At 41.7% G+C, this 17,956-nt stretch carries 13 protein-coding genes and 2 pseudogenes; 3 read left to right on the top strand and 12 right to left on the bottom strand.

Going from position 1 to position 17,956, the window contains the following annotated elements; genetic code table 11:
• From AC075J_RS11055 to AC075J_RS11010, 10 genes and pseudogenes are all read right to left on the bottom strand, one after another.
• Nucleotides 1-934 (bottom strand): radical SAM protein (locus tag AC075J_RS11055; RefSeq protein ID WP_476390320.1); only part of this gene is annotated, 934 nt, incomplete at its 3' end.
• Entirely contained in the window at nucleotides 927-1,556 is a 630-nt protein-coding gene (locus AC075J_RS11050) for an MBL fold metallo-hydrolase (protein WP_008703726.1), read from the bottom strand. The genes AC075J_RS11055 and AC075J_RS11050, both read right to left, overlap by 8 nt.
• A 64-nt stretch (nucleotides 1,557-1,620) precedes the next feature.
• Nucleotides 1,621-3,951 carry a RelA/SpoT family protein gene (locus AC075J_RS11045; protein ID WP_008703728.1) on the bottom strand — a complete coding sequence of 777 codons (2,331 nt, stop codon included), beginning with the start codon at nucleotides 3,949-3,951 and terminating at the stop codon, nucleotides 1,621-1,623.
• Between the two features lie 37 nt (nucleotides 3,952-3,988).
• Nucleotides 3,989-4,513, bottom strand: a complete 525-nt coding sequence (locus AC075J_RS11040) for an adenine phosphoribosyltransferase (RefSeq protein WP_008703730.1) — start codon at nucleotides 4,511-4,513, stop codon at nucleotides 3,989-3,991.
• A 147-nt stretch (nucleotides 4,514-4,660) separates the two neighbouring features.
• A pseudogene (gene recJ, locus AC075J_RS11035) lies at nucleotides 4,661-6,374 on the bottom strand (single-stranded-DNA-specific exonuclease RecJ).
• Between the two features lie 81 nt (nucleotides 6,375-6,455).
• Nucleotides 6,456-8,865, bottom strand: a pseudogene (locus AC075J_RS11030) (protein translocase subunit SecDF).
• Between the two features lie 111 nt (nucleotides 8,866-8,976).
• Nucleotides 8,977-10,344 (bottom strand): thioether cross-link-forming SCIFF peptide maturase, encoded by a 1,368-nt coding sequence (gene scfB, locus AC075J_RS11025; RefSeq protein ID WP_008703733.1) that lies wholly within the window; start codon nucleotides 10,342-10,344, stop codon nucleotides 8,977-8,979.
• An 80-nt stretch (nucleotides 10,345-10,424) separates the two neighbouring features.
• Complete coding sequence (gene scfA / locus AC075J_RS11020; protein ID WP_008703734.1) at nucleotides 10,425-10,565, bottom strand: six-cysteine ranthipeptide SCIFF; 141 nt, start codon at nucleotides 10,563-10,565, stop codon at nucleotides 10,425-10,427.
• A 73-nt stretch (nucleotides 10,566-10,638) separates the two neighbouring features.
• On the bottom strand, nucleotides 10,639-10,989 hold the full coding sequence (locus AC075J_RS11015; RefSeq protein WP_008703735.1) for a TIGR04086 family membrane protein: 351 nt from the start codon (nucleotides 10,987-10,989) through the stop codon (nucleotides 10,639-10,641).
• Nucleotides 10,990-11,038: 49 nt separating this feature from the next.
• The gene (locus AC075J_RS11010) at nucleotides 11,039-12,544 is read right to left on the bottom strand and encodes a hypothetical protein (RefSeq protein ID WP_025578898.1); all 1,506 of its coding nucleotides are present in this window, start codon (nucleotides 12,542-12,544) and stop codon (nucleotides 11,039-11,041) included.
• 344 nt (nucleotides 12,545-12,888) lie between these two features.
• Between AC075J_RS11010 and AC075J_RS11005 the strand changes: the two genes are divergently transcribed.
• A complete protein-coding gene (locus tag AC075J_RS11005) occupies nucleotides 12,889-14,172 on the top strand; it encodes an HlyC/CorC family transporter (RefSeq protein ID WP_022380371.1) in 1,284 nt (427 codons plus the stop codon).
• 3 nt (nucleotides 14,173-14,175) lie between these two features.
• Here AC075J_RS11005 and AC075J_RS11000 read toward each other — a convergent pair whose 3' ends face one another.
• Nucleotides 14,176-14,778: a YdcF family protein gene (locus tag AC075J_RS11000; RefSeq protein ID WP_330366472.1), complete on the bottom strand. Its 603-nt coding sequence runs from the start codon at nucleotides 14,776-14,778 to the stop codon at nucleotides 14,176-14,178.
• Nucleotides 14,779-15,056: 278 nt separating this feature from the next.
• Complete coding sequence (locus AC075J_RS10995; RefSeq protein WP_008703740.1) at nucleotides 15,057-15,821, bottom strand: N-acetylmuramoyl-L-alanine amidase; 765 nt, start codon at nucleotides 15,819-15,821, stop codon at nucleotides 15,057-15,059.
• A gap of 263 nt (nucleotides 15,822-16,084) precedes the next feature.
• Here AC075J_RS10995 and AC075J_RS10990 point away from each other — a divergent pair, with 263 nt between their 5' ends.
• Both AC075J_RS10990 and AC075J_RS10985 read left to right on the top strand, forming a co-directional pair.
• A complete protein-coding gene (locus AC075J_RS10990; RefSeq protein ID WP_008703741.1) occupies nucleotides 16,085-17,071 on the top strand; it encodes an ABC transporter substrate-binding protein in 987 nt (328 codons plus the stop codon).
• A gap of 150 nt (nucleotides 17,072-17,221) precedes the next feature.
• The coding region (locus tag AC075J_RS10985) for an ABC transporter permease (protein ID WP_476390319.1) at nucleotides 17,222-17,956 on the top strand (735 nt) is incomplete at its 3' end.

Here is a 17,956-nt window from a genome sequence, read left to right as displayed (position 1 = left end):
GGGTTTCCTGATTCATAGTCTGTGGATTTACGGAAATTCTTGTTACCGGATACTCCCTGATCGCCATCAGCTTTTCACGTGTAATACTGTCCGGTCTGCCGGCTTCCACAGTAAACTCTGCCAGTCCTTCATAGCCAAAAGCTTCTCCCACTGTATCCAGGAGCTTACGGATCTGATGTGGAAGCAGTGTAGTCGGGGTACCGCCGCCAATATAGATGGTGTCCAGTTTTCTTCCCTTCATCATAAGAGCAGTCTCTCTTACCTCACGGCAGAGAGCTTCCACATATTCATCTGTTCTCTTCTCCCACACTTTCAGCGGATAGGAGCTGAAGGAACAATACAGACAGATACTTGGGCAAAACGGGATTCCAATATAAAGGCTGTATCCATTTTCATAGTCAATATCCTTCAGAATCTCTCTTTCCCTGTTTGCAATAGTGATGGCAAGCGCTGTTTTCTGCGGACTCACCAGATATCTCTCACGCATCTCCCGGGCTGCTTCCGTATTTTTCATTCCGGATTCGATCATTCCCATTGCCAGTTTGGCAGGACGTATTCCTGTCAGATTTCCCCATGGAAGAGTTCTGCCCGTCAGTTTTACCAACAACTGATACAGAGCATATTTGATATTATCTTTATTCTCTTTTCTCAGAGCATGAGCATCCTGTATTCCACAGCCTGCATTCTCTTTAGAAAGTATGTCTGCGGAAATTACCCCTTTTTGCTCTGTTTCCTGTTTCGACAGATTCTCTGTCCTTTCGTATTTTATGATATAACTGTCATTATCCCGTTCCACACTGAAGCGGAGGTCATACTCTGCTTCACCATTTTCATAAAGAGTATGTATCTCCGCTTCGGGATAAAACGCTTTGATCAGTTCATAAACATCATGTTCAAAATCTCTGTTCTTAAACAGAATGCCTATTTTACACAAATGGATTATACCTCTTTTCATAACCAATAGTGGTAGATGCATCATGTCCGGGGAAAACCTCGGTCTCTTCAGGAAGCGAATCTACCAGTTTATGGAGACTTCTCACAATTTCTGCTGTACTTCCACCCGGAAAATCCGTTCTTCCAACAGAGCCATAGAACACTGTATCACCGCTGAACAATACACCTTCATCTTTCAGATAATAACAGCAGCTTCCTTTGGTATGTCCCGGTGTATGGATCATCTGAACGGAAAATCCCGCCAGTCTGATAACATCCAGATCCTCCAGAAATACATCCGGCACAATAGAACATCCCTGTCCATAATGTACAGTCATATTGATCGAAGGTTCGCGGAGCATCTCCTCTTCCTGACGACAGGCATAAATCGGAATATTATATTTCTCCTTTACTGCCTGTGCAGCCAGAATGTGGTCAAAATGTCCATGGGTAAGAAGAATCGCCACCGGTTTTCCATTCATCCGGGAAATCTTCATTTCAATCTTCTCCAGACAATCTGCGGGATCAACAATGATCAGTTCTCCGGTTTCTTTATTCTTAAGGAGATAGCAATTTGTATATACAGGTCCTAATATACATTTCTGTAATTCTAAATTCTTCATGTTATTCCTTTCTGTCAATCTGCAGCAGTTCCATAAAATAATGTTCCAGCAGATTTTTCCATGATCAGCCTGTAGTTCTCTCTACGTCAATGACACTCTCTACCTGACGGATCTTCTCGATCAGGGAACGCAGTTCCTCTTTGCTTCCAATCTCAAAACTCATGGAAATAGTTGCCTTCTCCTGCTTGCTTGTACGGCTGTTGATACTTCGCAGGTCGATCTTACGTTCTGTAAATATTTTAGAAAGATCCACAAGAAGCCCTGTACGGTTATTTGCATAAACCTGAATCTCAGCCATATACTTCTCTTTTTCCTTGGTATCAGGCTGCTGCCATTCCGCCTCGATCAATCGTGTCCTGTCCGTCTCAGACATATTCAGCACATTGACGCAATCTGTACGATGGATTGTGATTCCACGTCCTCTTGTAACAAAGCCTACAATCTCGTCACCCGGGATCGGATTACAGCACTTGGAAAAACGGACTGCCACATCATGGATTCCTTTTACCACAATTCCACTCTTGCTCTTGGCAATGTGAAGCTTCTCCTGTGTCTCAGAAGCAGCCTCAAGAACCTGCTCATCTGTCAGATTCTTCTTATTTTCCTTATCATAAGCCTCTACCAGCTTATTGAAAACCTGACCTTCTTTCAATCCGCCATGACCAATTGCAGCAAGTACTGAATCCCAGTCCCTGAAACCATATTTACGCAAAACAGCCTCCAGATACTGGGTTTTTGTATAATTTGCGATCTTAAATCCCTTTGCACGCGCATACTGCGCAAGCATCTCCTTGCCCTTAAGGATATTATCTTCTTTTAATTCCTTCTTGAACCACTGGTTAATCTTGTTCTTTGCCTGAGTACTCTTAACCAGTTTCAACCAGTCGCGGCTTGGTCCCTGAGAATTCTGTGAAGTAATGATTTCAATACGGTCGCCGTTTTTGATCTCATATTCAATCGGAACCAGCTTACCGTTAACTCTGGCACCTACCATCTTATTTCCGACTGCACTGTGAACACTGTACGCAAAATCCACCGGTGTAGAACCGCTTGGAAGTGTTTTAACATCTCCCTGTGGAGTGAAACAGTAAACACTGTCCGCAAAAAGATCCAGGTCATTCTTCAGAAGACTCATGAATTCTTTGTTATCAGACATGTCTCTCTGCCATTCCAGAATCTGACGCAGCCAGTTCAGTTTCTCTTCCTCACTCTTACCTACAGGAGCCTTTCCGTCAGACGACTCCTTATATTTCCAGTGTGCAGCGATACCATATTCTGCAGTTCTGTGCATTTCATAAGTACGGATCTGGATTTCAAAGGGCTGTCCGTTGGGTCCGATCAATGTGGTATGCAATGACTGATACATATTGGGTTTCGGCATGGCAATATAATCTTTAAACCGTCCCGGAATTGGCTTATACATCTCATGGATCACACCAAGGGCAGCATAACAATCCTTCACTGTATCTACAAGAATACGGACAGCAAATAAATCATAAATCTGATCAATAGTCTTATCCTGATTTACCATCTTCTTGTAGATGCTGAAAAAGTGTTTTACACGTCCGTCCACCTGCGCCTTAATATTGGCATCATCCATATGTTTCTTAACTTCTTTTACAATCGCACCTACAAACTGTTCTCTCTCGCTTTTACGCAGGGCAACCTTATGCACCAGGTCATAATATACATCCGGCTTAAGGTATTTCAGCGACAGGTCATCCAGCTCTACCTTTATCTTGGAAATACCCAGACGCATGGCAATAGGAGCATAAATATCCATGGTCTCTCTGGCCTTTTCCTGCTGCTTTTCAGGACGCATATACTGTAAGGTACGCATATTATGAAGACGGTCTGCAAGCTTGATCAGAATAACTCTGATATCCTTAGCCATGGCAAGAAACATCTTTCTGAGGTTCTCTGCCTGAACTTCTACTTTATCCGCAGAATAAGATAACTGTCCCAGCTTGGTAACACCATCCACAAGAAGTGCAACCTCTGAACCAAATTCCTTCTCAACTTCCTCATAGGTCATCCAGGTATCTTCAACTGCATCATGAAGAAGACCTGCAACTATCGTTTCTTTGTCAAGTTCCAGATCTGCCAGAATGATGGCAACACACAAAGGATGAATGATATATGGCTCTCCAGACTTTCTCTTCTGTCCTTCATGAGCTTCACTTGCAACCTTATATGCCTTCTCTATCATGGAAATATCTGTTGATGGATGATACTTCAGAACACTGTTTATCAGTTCTTTATAAAGCACCTCCGGACTTGTAAAATCATGCATGGTCTTTACTGCCGCATCTGCTCTCTTTACAGATTCCAGCTTCTCTTTTTCAACCTGCATTTCATCTTTTTTTGCTTCTGTACTTTTTGTTATCTCTGTCATATGCTCCCACCTGCCTGTCCTGCACAATCAGCTGTGCTTATTTACCATCATAACAAATTACAGACGCTACATCATACCCATTCAGTCTTTCGCGTCCCTTTAAACCTGCAAGTTCCATGAGAAATACAACCTTGACAACCTCACCGCCAAGCTGTTCCACCAGCTTGATCGCTGCTTCGATCGTACCGCCTGTTGCGATCAGATCATCAACGATAACCACTTTCTGACCTGGTTTTATGGAATCTTTATGCATTTCAATCTCTGCACTGCCATATTCCAGATCATAGCTTACAGATACTGTTTCGCGGGGAAGTTTACCTTTTTTACGAATCGGTACAAATGGTTTATGAAGATTATATGCGATCGGTACACCAAAGATAAAGCCTCTGGACTCTGTTCCTGCAATCACGTCCACATCTATATCCTTAAGACAGTCCTGCATGGAGTCGATTGCCAACTGCAGGCCATCCGCGTCCTGCAGAACACTTGTAATATCTCTGAAAATAATCCCCGGTTCAGGAAAATCCGGTATACTTAATACATAATCTTCAATTTTCTTCATTTTATTTCTCCTCCAGTGTGTGTTATATTGCTGTTCGCTCATAAATATTTTATAGTATATCACCTTTTTATTTCAGAATCAAGTTACTGTTAAGCCCTGACATTTGTATTTCCAGGCTTACCGGCGGTTACAAACCAAGCGGTAATATTAACAGTAATTCTGAATAATAATCTGAAGACTCTCTCGTCCCCTGAATCTGTTGATCTCCGGATAATAAGTAACAGAAATACTGTCTTTTTCCCTGATAAAGTTCACAAAATCCTCTGCTTCTCCGAAATAAATGCCTTCCACTGAAATCCCCTGCGGATTCGAGAAGTTTTAGTTTTACTACATTTTTATTTTTCCCGATAATACTGTGATCAAGCACTCTGAGATTTTTCTGCGCAAAGACCGGTTTTGTATTCCCTTTTCCAAAGGGTTCCAGAAGCGAAATCTGTTCTACCAGTTCTTTTGTAATATAAGACACAGGCATCGGCACATCAATCACGATCTTAGGACGCAATTCTTCGTCCGTCAACGTACAGTTGACATTGAGGCGTCTCCGGAATTCTTCTATATTTTTTTCTTCTATAGACAGACCTGCTGCCATCGGATGACCTCCAAACTGTATCATCAGGTCTGCACATTTTACCAGTTCTTCATACATAGAGTAACTTTCTATTGATCTTCCGCTTCCTTTTGCACTTGTCTCACCGCCCGTCAATACAAAGGCCGGCCTGTGATATTTTTCCCTGATCCTGCCTGCTATAATACCGGCAAGACTTTCATGACAATCCGGAAGATAAACTACCAGTACTCTGTCATTTTTCAGCTCTGTAGTCTCTATAATCCGGATTGCCTCTTCTTTTCCTTTCTCAGTGAGAGCTTTTCGGCTCTGATTAAGAGCTGTAAGATCTCCGGCAAGCCTTGCTGCTTCTTCCTTTGTTTTTGCATTGAGAAGTGCAAGAGAACGGGCAGCTGTATCCAGTCTGCCACTGGCATTGATACATGGTCCCAGCACAAATCCGATATGATAAGCTGTGATTTTAGCATCTTCCAGAGAATTTGCTCGGATCAGTTCCTGCAATCCTTGATTTTTGGTATTTTTCAGACGGCACAGCCCTTCTTTTACCAGAATCCTGTTCTCTCCCTGAAGATCCATAACATCTCCTACTGTTGCAATAGCCGCCAGTTCATAATAATCTTCCAGCTCCTCTGCCGGAACACCAAATCTCTCGTAAAGTGCTGCAATATATTTAAAGGCCACCACTGCCCCACACAGGTTTTTATTCGGGTATGGACAATCATATTGTTTCGGATTCAAAATCGCATCTGCCGGCGGAAGCACCATCTGGCGTTCTCCCTTTTCCTCCCTGTAAGGAACCTCATGATGATCTGTAATAATCACTGTCATTCCCTTATCCTTTGCCATCTGGATTTCAGCAGCCGCAGCAATTCCATTATCACAGGTCACGATCGTATCGATCCGGTCCGTTTCCGCTCTTTCTATAAGATGTGCATGAATCCCATATCCGTCTGCAACTCTGTCCGGAATATAAGTATCCACATCTGCTCCGATCCTCGCAAGGCCTTTCATTAAAATGTATGTAGAGGTCACACCATCAATATCATAATCACCAATAATACGGACTTTTGCTTTCTGCGATATTTTTTTCTCCAGGATATCTACAGCTTTTTCCATATCCTTCATCAGCCAGGGAGAAGGAAGCTCTTGTACTGTTCCTGACAGATACTCTCTTATCTTATCTTCTCCGATCACATCTCTGTTCCTGATCAGTCTCGCAATCACCGGATCAATATGAAACTGTTGACCGATCTGGTTAAAATCTGCTCTTTTTGCTGCTATTACCCATTTCTCCATATATTTTCTCTCCTCATAAAAATATCCCGGAGTTTTACCCCGGGATATTTCTGTCTGCCTGTTTTTCAGACAATTATTGTTTTATTCAGCATCATCATTCTGCTGTTTTTTAGCTGCTTCTTCGGCAGCCAGACGTTCAGCTACTCTTTTTCTGTTTTTCTTCTTTGGCTGAGTCGGATCTTTCTGTGATACATCACGTGCTTTCTTCGGCTTTGAAGAGGACTTTGCAGATGCGGAAGCTGCAGCAATTGCCGGCTGTCCTTTTCCTGCAAATTTCTTTTTCATCACATACCACAACGCACCTGTAATACATACAGAAGAATATGCACCGACAAGAACACCAACCATCAGAGGTGCTGCAAATTCACGGATAGAAGAAACACCCATGATATAAAGAACAGCTACCATAACAAAAGTTGTAAAAGAGGTATAAATACTTCTTGTAAGAGTCTGAGTGATACTTGTGTTTACAATTTCTGCCAGTTTTTCTCTGGAACCACTGTGAAGGTTCTCACGTATACGGTCAAAAATAACGATTGTAGCATTGATAGAATAACCTACGATTGTAAGCATGCAGGCAATAAATGTATTACCGACAGATACTCTGGCAATAGCATAGAATGCAAGTACAACCAGAACATCATGCAGAAGCGCCAATACCGCACTGCTTGCAAAACGGATGTCTTTAAATCTGAACCAGATATAAAGAAGCATACAGATTGTAGCTACTATAACGGCTACGATCGCATCACGACGCATTTCACTACTTACTGTAGAAGAAATACTTTCTGTGGAAATCGTGCTGTCATCTACACCAAATTTCTCAACCAGTGCACTCTGCAGAGCTTCACGTTCGCTCTGATTCAGAGAACGTGTCTTGATCACAACCTGATTTGTTCCGACTACCTTTGTAGGCTGAACATTTTTATCTCCTGTCACCTCTTCTACAACAGGAGTTACTTCAGAATCAATGGTCTTAATATCCATATCTTCATTAAATGTAACAGTCGTAGAAGTACCGCCTGAGAACTCAAGGCTGTAATTTAACGCTTTGTTTCCTGCATGCGAATTAGCAAACATCGCTGCCGGACCGCAGAGGATCAGGATAATGGAAATAGCAAAAAATACTTTCTTCTTTCCAAGGAAATCAACTGCCTTACGTTCTTTTGCAGATCCGTAGAATTTCGGATCACGTACACCAACTGCATAAAGTGCATTTACAATCAGTCTGGATACAACCAGTGCTGTAAACATGGAGATCACGATACCAAGGGCAAGTGTATAAGCAAATCCCTTAACAGTACCTGAACCAAGCCACATCAGCACAAAGGCTGCGATCAGTGTTGTAATATTTCCATCAAAGATTGCAGAGAAAGCTTTGCTGAAACCGGACTTAATAGAATTCCTTACTGAAACTCCTGCACCAATTTCCTCTCTGATTCGGGCATAAATAATAACATTGGCATCCACCGCCATACCGATACCAAGAATAATACCCGCAATACCCGGAAGAGTAAGAGTAATATCAAAGGCATTCAGCGTGATCAGCATTAATGATGTATAAAGAATCAGTGCGATACCTGCAACTACACCAGGTACGCGGTATGCAATGATCATAAAGATAATAACGATGATCAGACCGATCGCACCTGCAAGAACACTTGTAGAGATTGCTTCTTCACCAAGCTGTGCAGCTACAACACTGGAACGAAGTTCTTCCAGTTCCAGTCCCAGAGAACCGATACGGATATAAGAAGCAAGGTTCTGTGCTTCTTCCAGGTCAGACATTCCGCTGATCTGTGCTTTTCCGCCGGAAATCTCTTCATTTACATTCGGAGCACTGATAATGTTATTGTCATAGACGATAGCGATCTGCTTGCCTACATTATTCTTTGTAGCTTCTGCAAATTTTGTTTTACCACTGTTTTCTCCATCAGAAGTAAGAGTAAGACTTACCACATATTCCTTTGCACTTGTGTTCTGATTCTGGATCGCACCACCCTGGGCATCTGCTACATCAGAACCTTCCAGAACAACACTTCCGGATTCCTTGATCTCATCCATAGTTCTGGAGAGAACATATCCATCCTGTCCTGTAGTAAAGTTCTGGTTTCCGTCAGCATCTTCTTTTGTGATGAAATACAGGGAACCTGGTTTACCCAGATCATTCAAAATAGTATCTGCATCTGTAACACCAGGAATTTCAACTGTAATACGGTCTGAATCCTTCCTGGTATACCTGAGCCTCAGTACTGTACTGCTCTACACGCTTCTGAAGCTTGTAGATCGTATCTGACATCTCTTCGCTTGTCGGATTGCTCTCCTTAGCCTGGTAGGTAATGCTGACACCACCGGCAAGATCAAGACCCGTGTTGATATGTTTTGCTGCACCGGTTCCGGTAGGACCGATACCTACGGCTGCAGTAAAGCAAAAGAACACAGTCAGGATCAGTGTCAGAAGCAGCACTACGATTCCTTTACTTTTCTTCATAGTTCTTTTCCCTTCTTGATTTTTTGTCCGCGGTCATGTTCATCCGCCTGCCAGCCATTTTCTGTTATGATAACAGCCGACGGCGGTATCAGTCAGACAGATTACTGCCCACTAATCACATGCCAGTGCGGCTTTTATCATGATGGCGCACTCCACACGTTTTCTCTGGAGTTCGCATCCGATTTCATAATTGCCTTTGATATCTCCCTGGAAATGGAATGCATTTGCCGCACATCCGCCACTACAGTAGAAACGTGCGAAGCAGTCTTTGCAGTCTTTCTTTGTGTAAACGTTGCATCCGCCGAATTCCTTCTGGATTTCCGGCTTTGTGATGCCTTCGTCTACATTTCCCATGAGATACTGTTCTTCACCAACAAACTGGTGACATGGGTAAAAATCACCCCAGGGTGTTACAGCCAGGTACTCTGTTCCTGAACCGCAGCCTGACAGTCTCTTGTATACACAAGGGCCACCTGTAAGGTCGATCATAAAATGGAAGAAGTTAAATCCTTTTCCCTCTTTCTCTCTTTTAATCATTTCTTTTGCAAGAGTATCATACTCTTCCATGATCTGGGGGATATCCTCCTCGCGGATCGCATATTCCTCCGTATCAGCCGCAACTACAGGCTCTACAGAAATCTGTTTGAATCCAAGATCTGCCAGATGAAGCACATCCTTGGAGAAATCAAGATTATGGTGGGTAAAAGTACCTCTTACATAATACTTGTCCTGATTTCTGGATTCTGCAAATTTCTGGAACTTCGGCATGATCAGGTCATAGCTTCCTGCACCTTTTCTGAATGGACGCATGTAATCATGTACTTCCTTACGTCCGTCCACACTCAGTACAACGTTGCCCATCTCTTTATTGCAGAATTCCATTACTTCATCATTCAGAAGAACTCCGTTTGTTGTTAAAGTGAAACGGAATTTCTTATTGTGAAGCTTTTCCTGCTCTCTGCCATATTTTACCAGATCTTTTACAACCTGCCAGTTCATCAGCGGCTCGCCGCCAAAGAAATCTACTTCCAGGTTTTTCCTGGAACCGGAGTTCGCGATCAGGAAATCAAGAGCTTTTTTGCCGACTTCATAAGACATAAGAGCTCTTCTGCCATGATATTCGCCTTCTTCGGCAAAACAATAACGGCAGGCCAGATTGCAGTCATGAGCAATGTGCAGGCACAATGCTTTTACAACGGTCTGCCGGTTATTTGAAAATTCTTCAATTACATTCTCATAAACATCTTTTGTAAAAAGCATTCCATCTTCTTTCAGCTTATTACATTCTCTTACAGATGTCTCAATATCTTCTCTGTTATATTTGTTTTCCAGTTTCTCTGCAATAGCTTCTGTGCCAAGGCCCTCTTCCAGATATGGAAGGACCTCATATGTAACCTCATCTACCAGATGGATGCATCCACTGTTGATATCCAGTACAATATTAAAGCCATTGCTTTTATAACGGTGAATCAGACTCATTTTACTAAAATCCTTTCTAAGCGTAAGATAAGCAGCGGAATAAAAGTTCCGCTGCTTATCTCATTTCTCCATAGCTGATCTTATTTCTGCTCGCAGCTCTGGTTTCCTACTGTACAGGAAGTTTTACATGCGGACTGGCAGGAAGTCTGGCACTCGCCACATCCACCTTTTTTTACAGTGTTCTGTAAATTCTTTGTATTCAGGGTTTTGATATGTTCCATAACTCTATCCTCCTTATGTAATTATATTCTTGGCATAGTATATCATATATCTTTTCATTTTAAAAGCTTTTTTTTACGACAGCATTCCACCCAGTGTTCCACCGCCTGTGCACATAAAAAATGTTGTAACTGCATGAGCTGCACTCATATCCCAGCCGCCTTTTGCCATAACAGAGACAGTCAACAGTAATACATAGTAAGCCAGACCTGTGATAACACCCCACAGATATTTGTCTTTACGCACAATTTTGCCGGCCATAAAGCCTCCCATGAAACATGCAAGTACATAAATTATAATAATACCCGCATCTACAGCTGTTTCTCCCAGATCAAAAGCAAACAGTACCAGGGCCAAAAGCAGTAATGCCACTCCTGTTAATGCATATGCAAATAATAGTGATTTCAAAATTGCTCTGACTTTCATTGCTTCCCCTCCTGTTAAACTATATGGGGGAGGAATCAGTGTTATTCTTTTATTTCTTTCTCTTTTTTATAAATACAGCCACACCGGCGATCACTGCAGCTGCCACAAACAGTATCACAAACGGCATAATTGATGTTGTATCTCCGGTATTTACTGTATTGTTATTTTTCACAGCTTTATTTTCCGTTGAATTATCATTCTGATCAGAAGAAGAACCATTATTGCTGTCAGAACTGTCATTCACAGATACTGTATTGTTCTTTCCGGAATCAGAGCTCTGACTGTCGGAGGAAGCCGGTGCAGGAGTTACCGCATCTGTGTCGTCCGTATCATTCCCCGCATCAGGTCCTACTAATTGTCTGCTTCCTGCAATTCCAAATGGACTGAAAGAATGTGTGCTGAATACCATAATACCATTCTCTACACTCGGAATAATCGTCTCAGTTGCCCCGTTATCCAGGAGATGTTCGATAGTATACTGATATCCGGATTTTACCGGCACAGTGACACTGATATAATCTCCATTAGGGATCTCGTATTCTGTATTATTCTTAAGATCCCAGAGTTCAAATTCATAAGACTGGAAAATCATTGCATCTGATTCATTGGTAAACTGATAGCTGTCACCGCTTGAAACTCTGAACTGTACATACCATGGAAGATTAACTCCGCTTACTGTAATACCGTCGCAGGTATGATTAAGTGCGGCCCTCTCTTCTTTTTCTTCATCAGAAAGAGAATCCTCTGCATCTGTAGGACGGTCATCCTTATCGTCCGGCAGAACAGGATTATCAAAGATATTATCACCTGCGCCATCTTCATCATCTTTCTTCGTATCTTCTTTATCCTGTGTCATATCATCTGCAGGTTCCAGCTTACCGGTAGTTTCTGTATCTTTATCCGTCTTATCTGCATTGCTGTTATTATCTTTGTTGTTTTTATTATCTGTTTTATCTTCTTCAATCTTATTCTCTTCATTGTCTGTATCAGTTTTATTATCCTGATCTGATTTACTTTCCTTATCTTCTTTATTGTCTGTATCAGCGTTTTCATCTGCGGCAGGTTTTTCTGACGAAGTTTCAGGCGTTTCTGTTGGATCTGCATTTTCTGTTGGATCTGTTTTACCTGAGCCTTCTGTCTTATCAACATTATCACTATCCGTAATACTGTTCACTATTACATTGATGTAACCGACAACCGCGCCGCTCTCCGGATCCCATCCATCCACATGGCTTAAATCCTGCCCTTCTGCCGGTATAAGAAGTACCTCACAGCTCTGTACACGCTGTGCAGGAACGAAACTTCCATCTGCCCATTCAAAAGTTCCATATTCCGTTGCCGGAAGTTCTACATCCGCAAGTTCTACAGGCTTATCAAGCGTAATGTTGTCCGGGATCAGAGAAGACACAGTATTCTCCTGTGACTCAGCCGCACTGACCTGTCTTGTTACACCCGGTATATTATTTCCTGCAATCAAAGCCGCTGTTAAAGCCGCTGCCGCCAAAATACCCGTTCCTTTTAATTTATTTTTTCTTATTCTTATATTATTGGACATATCGCACCTCTATATTTATATTCGATTCTTATGTTTCCTGATAATCATTTTTTTACTTTCAGCCAAATATCAGTTCTCTTTTTACGTAATACAATAATATTACATATCTGTATATTATCAAACTTTTATCATTTTGTAAATATTCTGTAATGTTTTTTTTCATTTTAATCGAGTGAATTATAACACAAATCTTACTTTTTCGACAGTCCTCTTTTAAATTTTTTTATACTATCTTTGAACCAAAAGCTTTTTCTTGATTTTTTATATGAAATCATGTATATTTTGCTTAAATGTTTTATGATATGATTCAATCAATAAAGATAATCAAAAGGAGTGAATAAATCTTGGATTCAAGTATTGCCTTTCAGGCGGTGGCGATTCTGATACTGATCGCACTTTCTTCATTTTTTTCTTCTGCGGAAACCGCTATGACAACCGTAAATAAGATTCGGATACAGTCTCTTGCCGAGCAGGGCAACAAACGTGCTGTTATTCTGGAAAAAATAATTTCCAATTCCCCAAAGATGCTCAGTACCGTATTAATCGGAAACAACATTGTAAATATGTCTGTTTCTTCTCTCATGACTACACTCACCATAAAGATTCTGGGAAACGCATATGTAGGAATCACAACCGGCATCCTGACTCTGCTGATTCTCATTTTCGGTGAGATAACCCCCAAAAACCTGGCAACAATTCATGCTGAAAAATTGTCCCTGGCCTATTCAAGAATAATATACGGGCTTATGATTCTCCTTACTCCCGTTGTTTTCATTGTAAATAAAATAACAGAAGGTGTACTGGTCATTCTGCATGTTAACCCGGACGAAAAGGCAAATGCCATGACTGAACATGAACTGCGTACCCTCGTCAATGTAGGTGAAAAAGACGGCGTCATTGAAAACGAAGAAAAACAGATGATCTACAATGTGTTTGATTTTGGCGATTCAACTGCAAAAGATGTCATGATTCCCAGAATCGACATGACCTTTATAGATATCAATTTTTCCTATGATGAACTTATGGCGGTCTTCAGTGAAGATATGCATACCCGTTTTCCGGTTTATGAGGACAACACTGATAACGTAATCGGTATTATCAATATGAAAGATCTTCTTGTTTATCCAAAGGACAAACCTTTTTCAATCCGCAACATCCTGCGTGAGCCTTATTTTACCTATGAATACAAAGCTACAGCAGACCTGATGATTGAAATGCGTAAAGCATCCGTCAATCTGGCAATCGTTCTGGACGAATACGGTGCCACAGCGGGTCTGGTCACATTGGAAGACCTGTTGGAAGAGATCGTAGGTGAGATTCGCGACGAATACGATGAGGATGAAGTCGAAGATATTAAAGAAATCCAGCCTGAAAGAGAATATGTTGTTCAGGGTTCTGCCAAGCTGGATGATATCAACGAAGCCCTCCATATTAATCTGGAATCTGAAGATTATGATTCTATTGGCGGATATATTATTGAACAGCTTGACTGCCTTCCCAAAGAGGGTCAGTCTGTCACACTTGAAAGTGGCATCCGCCTGGTTGTTGACCGTCTGGACAAAAACAGAATCGAACTTGTCCACATCTGGCTTCCCGAGAAGAAAACTGAAACAGAAGAACAGCCGTAACTGTCATCTCTCCAGCATCAGTGAAAATTGTTTCACGATTCTGGAGAGTTCTCCTGTAACCGCATCAATTCCTTCTTCGTTCTTTTTCCAGTTTTCTCTGGTAATTCCATCTGCATTCACAGGCACCACATAAAATTCTGTTTTCGGATACAAGAGCTGATAATACATCAGACATCTTCTTGCATGGTAAGATTTGCAGCACAAAATCGCTCTTTCTATTTCCAGTTCTGCATGATCTGTCACCTGTCTGGAATAAATTGCGTTCTCATAAGTAAAGGTTGCCTGGTCTTCTTTCAGGATTTTCTGATCCGGAACTCCGTTTTTTATAAGAACATCCCTGAGAAATTCCCATTCTGTTCCATATTCCTTATCATATACATTGCTTTTTTCAAGAACGCCTGAAAACTTTCCATTTACTACACTGTATTTTCCACTGGGCAGAATCCAGTCCGCCATCCCTTTCTTAAACAATTCTGCTGCTTTTTCCGCCATCTGCGGATAACCATTTCCAGGGACAAAAATAATATCAGATTTTTCCGGCTTGTTTTCTGCAAAAATAAACTCTTCTGAACTTTTTAAAAATTTTTCATATACGTCATTCATCATTACTAACTCCTCGTTATCTGTTTTTTCTACAGCACCTCTCAAATAATGCGTTTGTAACAGTCCAACAAAATTTCACGCTCTGATGAACCGAAACAATATGCATTATTTACGAAGATTTCTATGGAATTTCTATAGATAGATACAGTGTACCATATTTTTTCTATTAACGTACAACCAAGTTAATTCTTAAAACTATATCCCCCACTGCTTATGTTACTGTTCACTCTGTTCACAGCAACACGCTTCGCGATGCACAGACTTCCAATATTTCCAGAAGGCTATTTTGTCACAATAACCGTACTGTAACCATCATCCCTCAGTCTCTGCTCCATATTTACTGCATTACCAATCTGCTGATAGGCACCTGTCTGAACTTTATACAATCCGTTTTCATGTAACATAAAAGAGGGATAACCTTTTTCCAGTAACTGATATAACATACGGTCCGCATTCTCTTTTTTTCTGAACGCTCCAGTCTGCACTCTGTAATAAAGCGGTTCCTGCACTGTTTCCTCATCCAGGCTTCCAAGAATCGCATCTGCAATTCCCTGAGCTATATCGCTAAACTTGTTATCAAACAGTTTATTATCTTCTTCGGAATTGATAAATCCGGTTTCTATTAAAAGAGCCGGCATCCTGGTTCGTCTGAGGACCACAAGTCCCGGCCGCTCTTTTACACCGATTTCGCGGAATCCCACTTCTCCCAGAGCTCCCAGAATATTCTCAGCCATCTGATATTTAATCCCGCTTTTATCATAAATCAAAACTTCCGCTCCATTATACTGATTTTCCTTTGGGCTGCTGTTTCGATGAAATGAAATAAAGTAATCTACTCCTGCCTGATTTGCAAGCTGTGCCTTCTCAAAAGGTGTCTGATAGACATCACCGGTACGGGTATAAGAGATATCAATCCCTTTATTTTTTAAAATCTCACCTACCGCAAGAGCAAGTTTAAGATTGTCATTCTTTTCCTGTCTTCCCTTATATACGGCTCCCGGATCCTGACCTCCATGTCCGGCATCCAGCATGATTGAATATGCCATGACGACACTCTGCTTTCTTCATATACTCTTTATACTATATGAATTAAAAATATAATTGTGCAGGTCGCTTGACTTTTTCACACTAAAGCGTTATACTTTAAAACGTCATAGTCGAATAGCCCGATGACATTATCCGAATCATTTACCAGTACTGCTTTCCCTGCAGAAAATCTTTCGGATTCAGGTAAGTTTTATATTATCAAATAATAAACGCAATTCTTACCTGACTTAATTTAAACATTATATTAGGAGGATATATCATTATGAAAAGAAAAGCATTAGCAATCACTCTTGCAGCAGCCATGGCTATGGGAACCTGCGCAGTAACAGCAAGTGCTGCTGACGGAGACAAATATACAATCGGTATCTGTCAGCTTGTACAGCACGAAGCTCTCGACGCTGCGACACAGGGATTCAAGGATGAAGTCACCAAAGAACTGGGAGAAGACGCAGTTACCTTTGACGAGCAGAACGCACAGGGAGATTCCAACACCTGTTCTACAATCATTAACAGCTTCGTTTCCAATAATGTTGACCTGATTCTTGCAAATGCAACTCCTGCTCTTCAGGCAGCTGCAGCAGGAACAAGCGATATTCCGATTCTTGGTACTTCTGTTACTGAATACGGTGTTGCACTTGGACTGGATGATTTCGACGGGACTGTGGGCGGAAATATTTCCGGAACTGCAGACCTTGCTCCCCTTGATCAGCAGGCAGCAATGCTCAATGAACTTTTCCCGGATGCAAAAAATGTAGGTCTTCTCTACTGTTCTGCCGAAGCAAACTCTCAGTATCAGGTAGATACAGTAAAAGCTGAACTTGAAAAACTCGGATATACATGTGAATATTATGCATTCTCTGACTCTAATGATCTCTCTTCTGTTGCTACAACAGCAACTGACGCAAGTGATGTAATTTATGTACCGACAGATAATACAGTTGCTTCCAACACAGAGATCATCAACAACATCTGCCTTCCGGCAAAAGTTCCGGTAATCACAGGCGAAGAAGGTATCTGCAGCGGATGCGGTGTTGCGACACTTTCCATCAGCTATTATGACCTTGGTGTTACAACCGGTAAGATGGCTGTTAAGATTTTAAAGGACGGTGAAGATATTTCCACAATGCCGATCGAATATGCACCAAACTTCACAAAAGAATATAACAAAGATATCTGCGAAGAGCTGGGCATCGAAGTTCCGGACGATTATGTTGCAATCGGCGAGGCTGCTGAAGAAACTGCCAAATAAATCCGGTCAGACAGTTGAAAAATACTCACACCAACAGGATTTTAAATAACAGCCTATCAAACAGTTATAAAAAATTCAATTTATATGCGATCAGCGGGAAAGGTTTGACGCCTCTCTCGCTTTTCGCATCTCAACAGGAGGAAATTACAAATGCAAATTTTAACATTAATCACTGCACTTCCGGGTGCAGTAGCCCAGGGTCTGATCTGGGGAATTATGGCAATCGGTGTTTATATCACTTTCCGTATTCTTGATATTGCAGACCTTACAGTTGATGGCACTATGTGCACCGGTGGTGCAGTGTGTATTATGATGATGCTTTCCGGTCATAATGTCTGGATTTCTATGTTGGCCGCTACTCTCGCCGGAATGCTGGCAGGCCTTGCGACCGGAATTTTCCACACCTTTATGGGAATTCCCGCAATCCTTGCCGGAATCCTGACACAGTTATCTCTGTATTCCGTAAACCTGAAGATCATGGGAAAAGCAAATCAGGCAATCAACGTTGATAAATATAATCTTCTGGTTTCCCTGCGACATATAAAAAATGCATCTCTTTCCAAAAACACAATTTTTATTGTAGCAGTTATGTGTATTCTCCTGATTGCCATTCTCTACTGGTTCTTTGGAACAGAGCTTGGCTGTTCCCTTCGCGCAACCGGATGTAACCCAAATATGTCACGCGCCCAGGGTATCAACACAAACAGGAATAAAGTTCTCGGACTTATGATTTCCAACGGTCTGGTAGGACTTTCCAGTGCACTCCTTGCACAGTATCAGGGATTTGCAGATGTCAACATGGGACGTGGTTCCATCGTTATCGGTCTGGCAGCAGTTATTATTGGTGAGGCAATCTTTGGACGTATTTTCCGCAACTTTGCCCTT

The organism is Blautia sp. ZXY-1-C6 (genome assembly GCF_056339875.1).
Note: the sequence above shows the minus strand (reverse complement) of the source record. Positions and strands in the feature narration are given on the sequence as shown.

Excerpts from the sequence above, each read along its gene's own strand:
- AC075J_RS11050 (WP_008703726.1), bottom strand. The coding sequence starts at position 1,556 with ATGAAGAATTTAGAATTACAGAAATGTATATTAGGACCTGTATATACA.
- AC075J_RS11045 (WP_008703728.1), bottom strand. The coding sequence starts at position 3,951 with ATGACAGAGATAACAAAAAGTACAGAAGCAAAAAAAGATGAAATGCAG.
- AC075J_RS11040 (WP_008703730.1), bottom strand. The coding sequence starts at position 4,513 with ATGAAGAAAATTGAAGATTATGTATTAAGTATACCGGATTTTCCTGAA.
- scfB (WP_008703733.1), bottom strand. The coding sequence starts at position 10,344 with ATGAGTCTGATTCACCGTTATAAAAGCAATGGCTTTAATATTGTACTG.
- scfA (WP_008703734.1), bottom strand. The coding sequence starts at position 10,565 with ATGGAACATATCAAAACCCTGAATACAAAGAATTTACAGAACACTGTA.
- AC075J_RS11015 (WP_008703735.1), bottom strand. The coding sequence starts at position 10,989 with ATGAAAGTCAGAGCAATTTTGAAATCACTATTATTTGCATATGCATTA.
- AC075J_RS11010 (WP_025578898.1), bottom strand. The coding sequence starts at position 12,544 with ATGTCCAATAATATAAGAATAAGAAAAAATAAATTAAAAGGAACGGGT.
- AC075J_RS11000 (WP_330366472.1), bottom strand. The coding sequence starts at position 14,778 with ATGATGAATGACGTATATGAAAAATTTTTAAAAAGTTCAGAAGAGTTT.
- AC075J_RS10995 (WP_008703740.1), bottom strand. The coding sequence starts at position 15,821 with ATGGCATATTCAATCATGCTGGATGCCGGACATGGAGGTCAGGATCCG.
- AC075J_RS10990 (WP_008703741.1), top strand. The coding sequence starts at position 16,085 with ATGAAAAGAAAAGCATTAGCAATCACTCTTGCAGCAGCCATGGCTATG.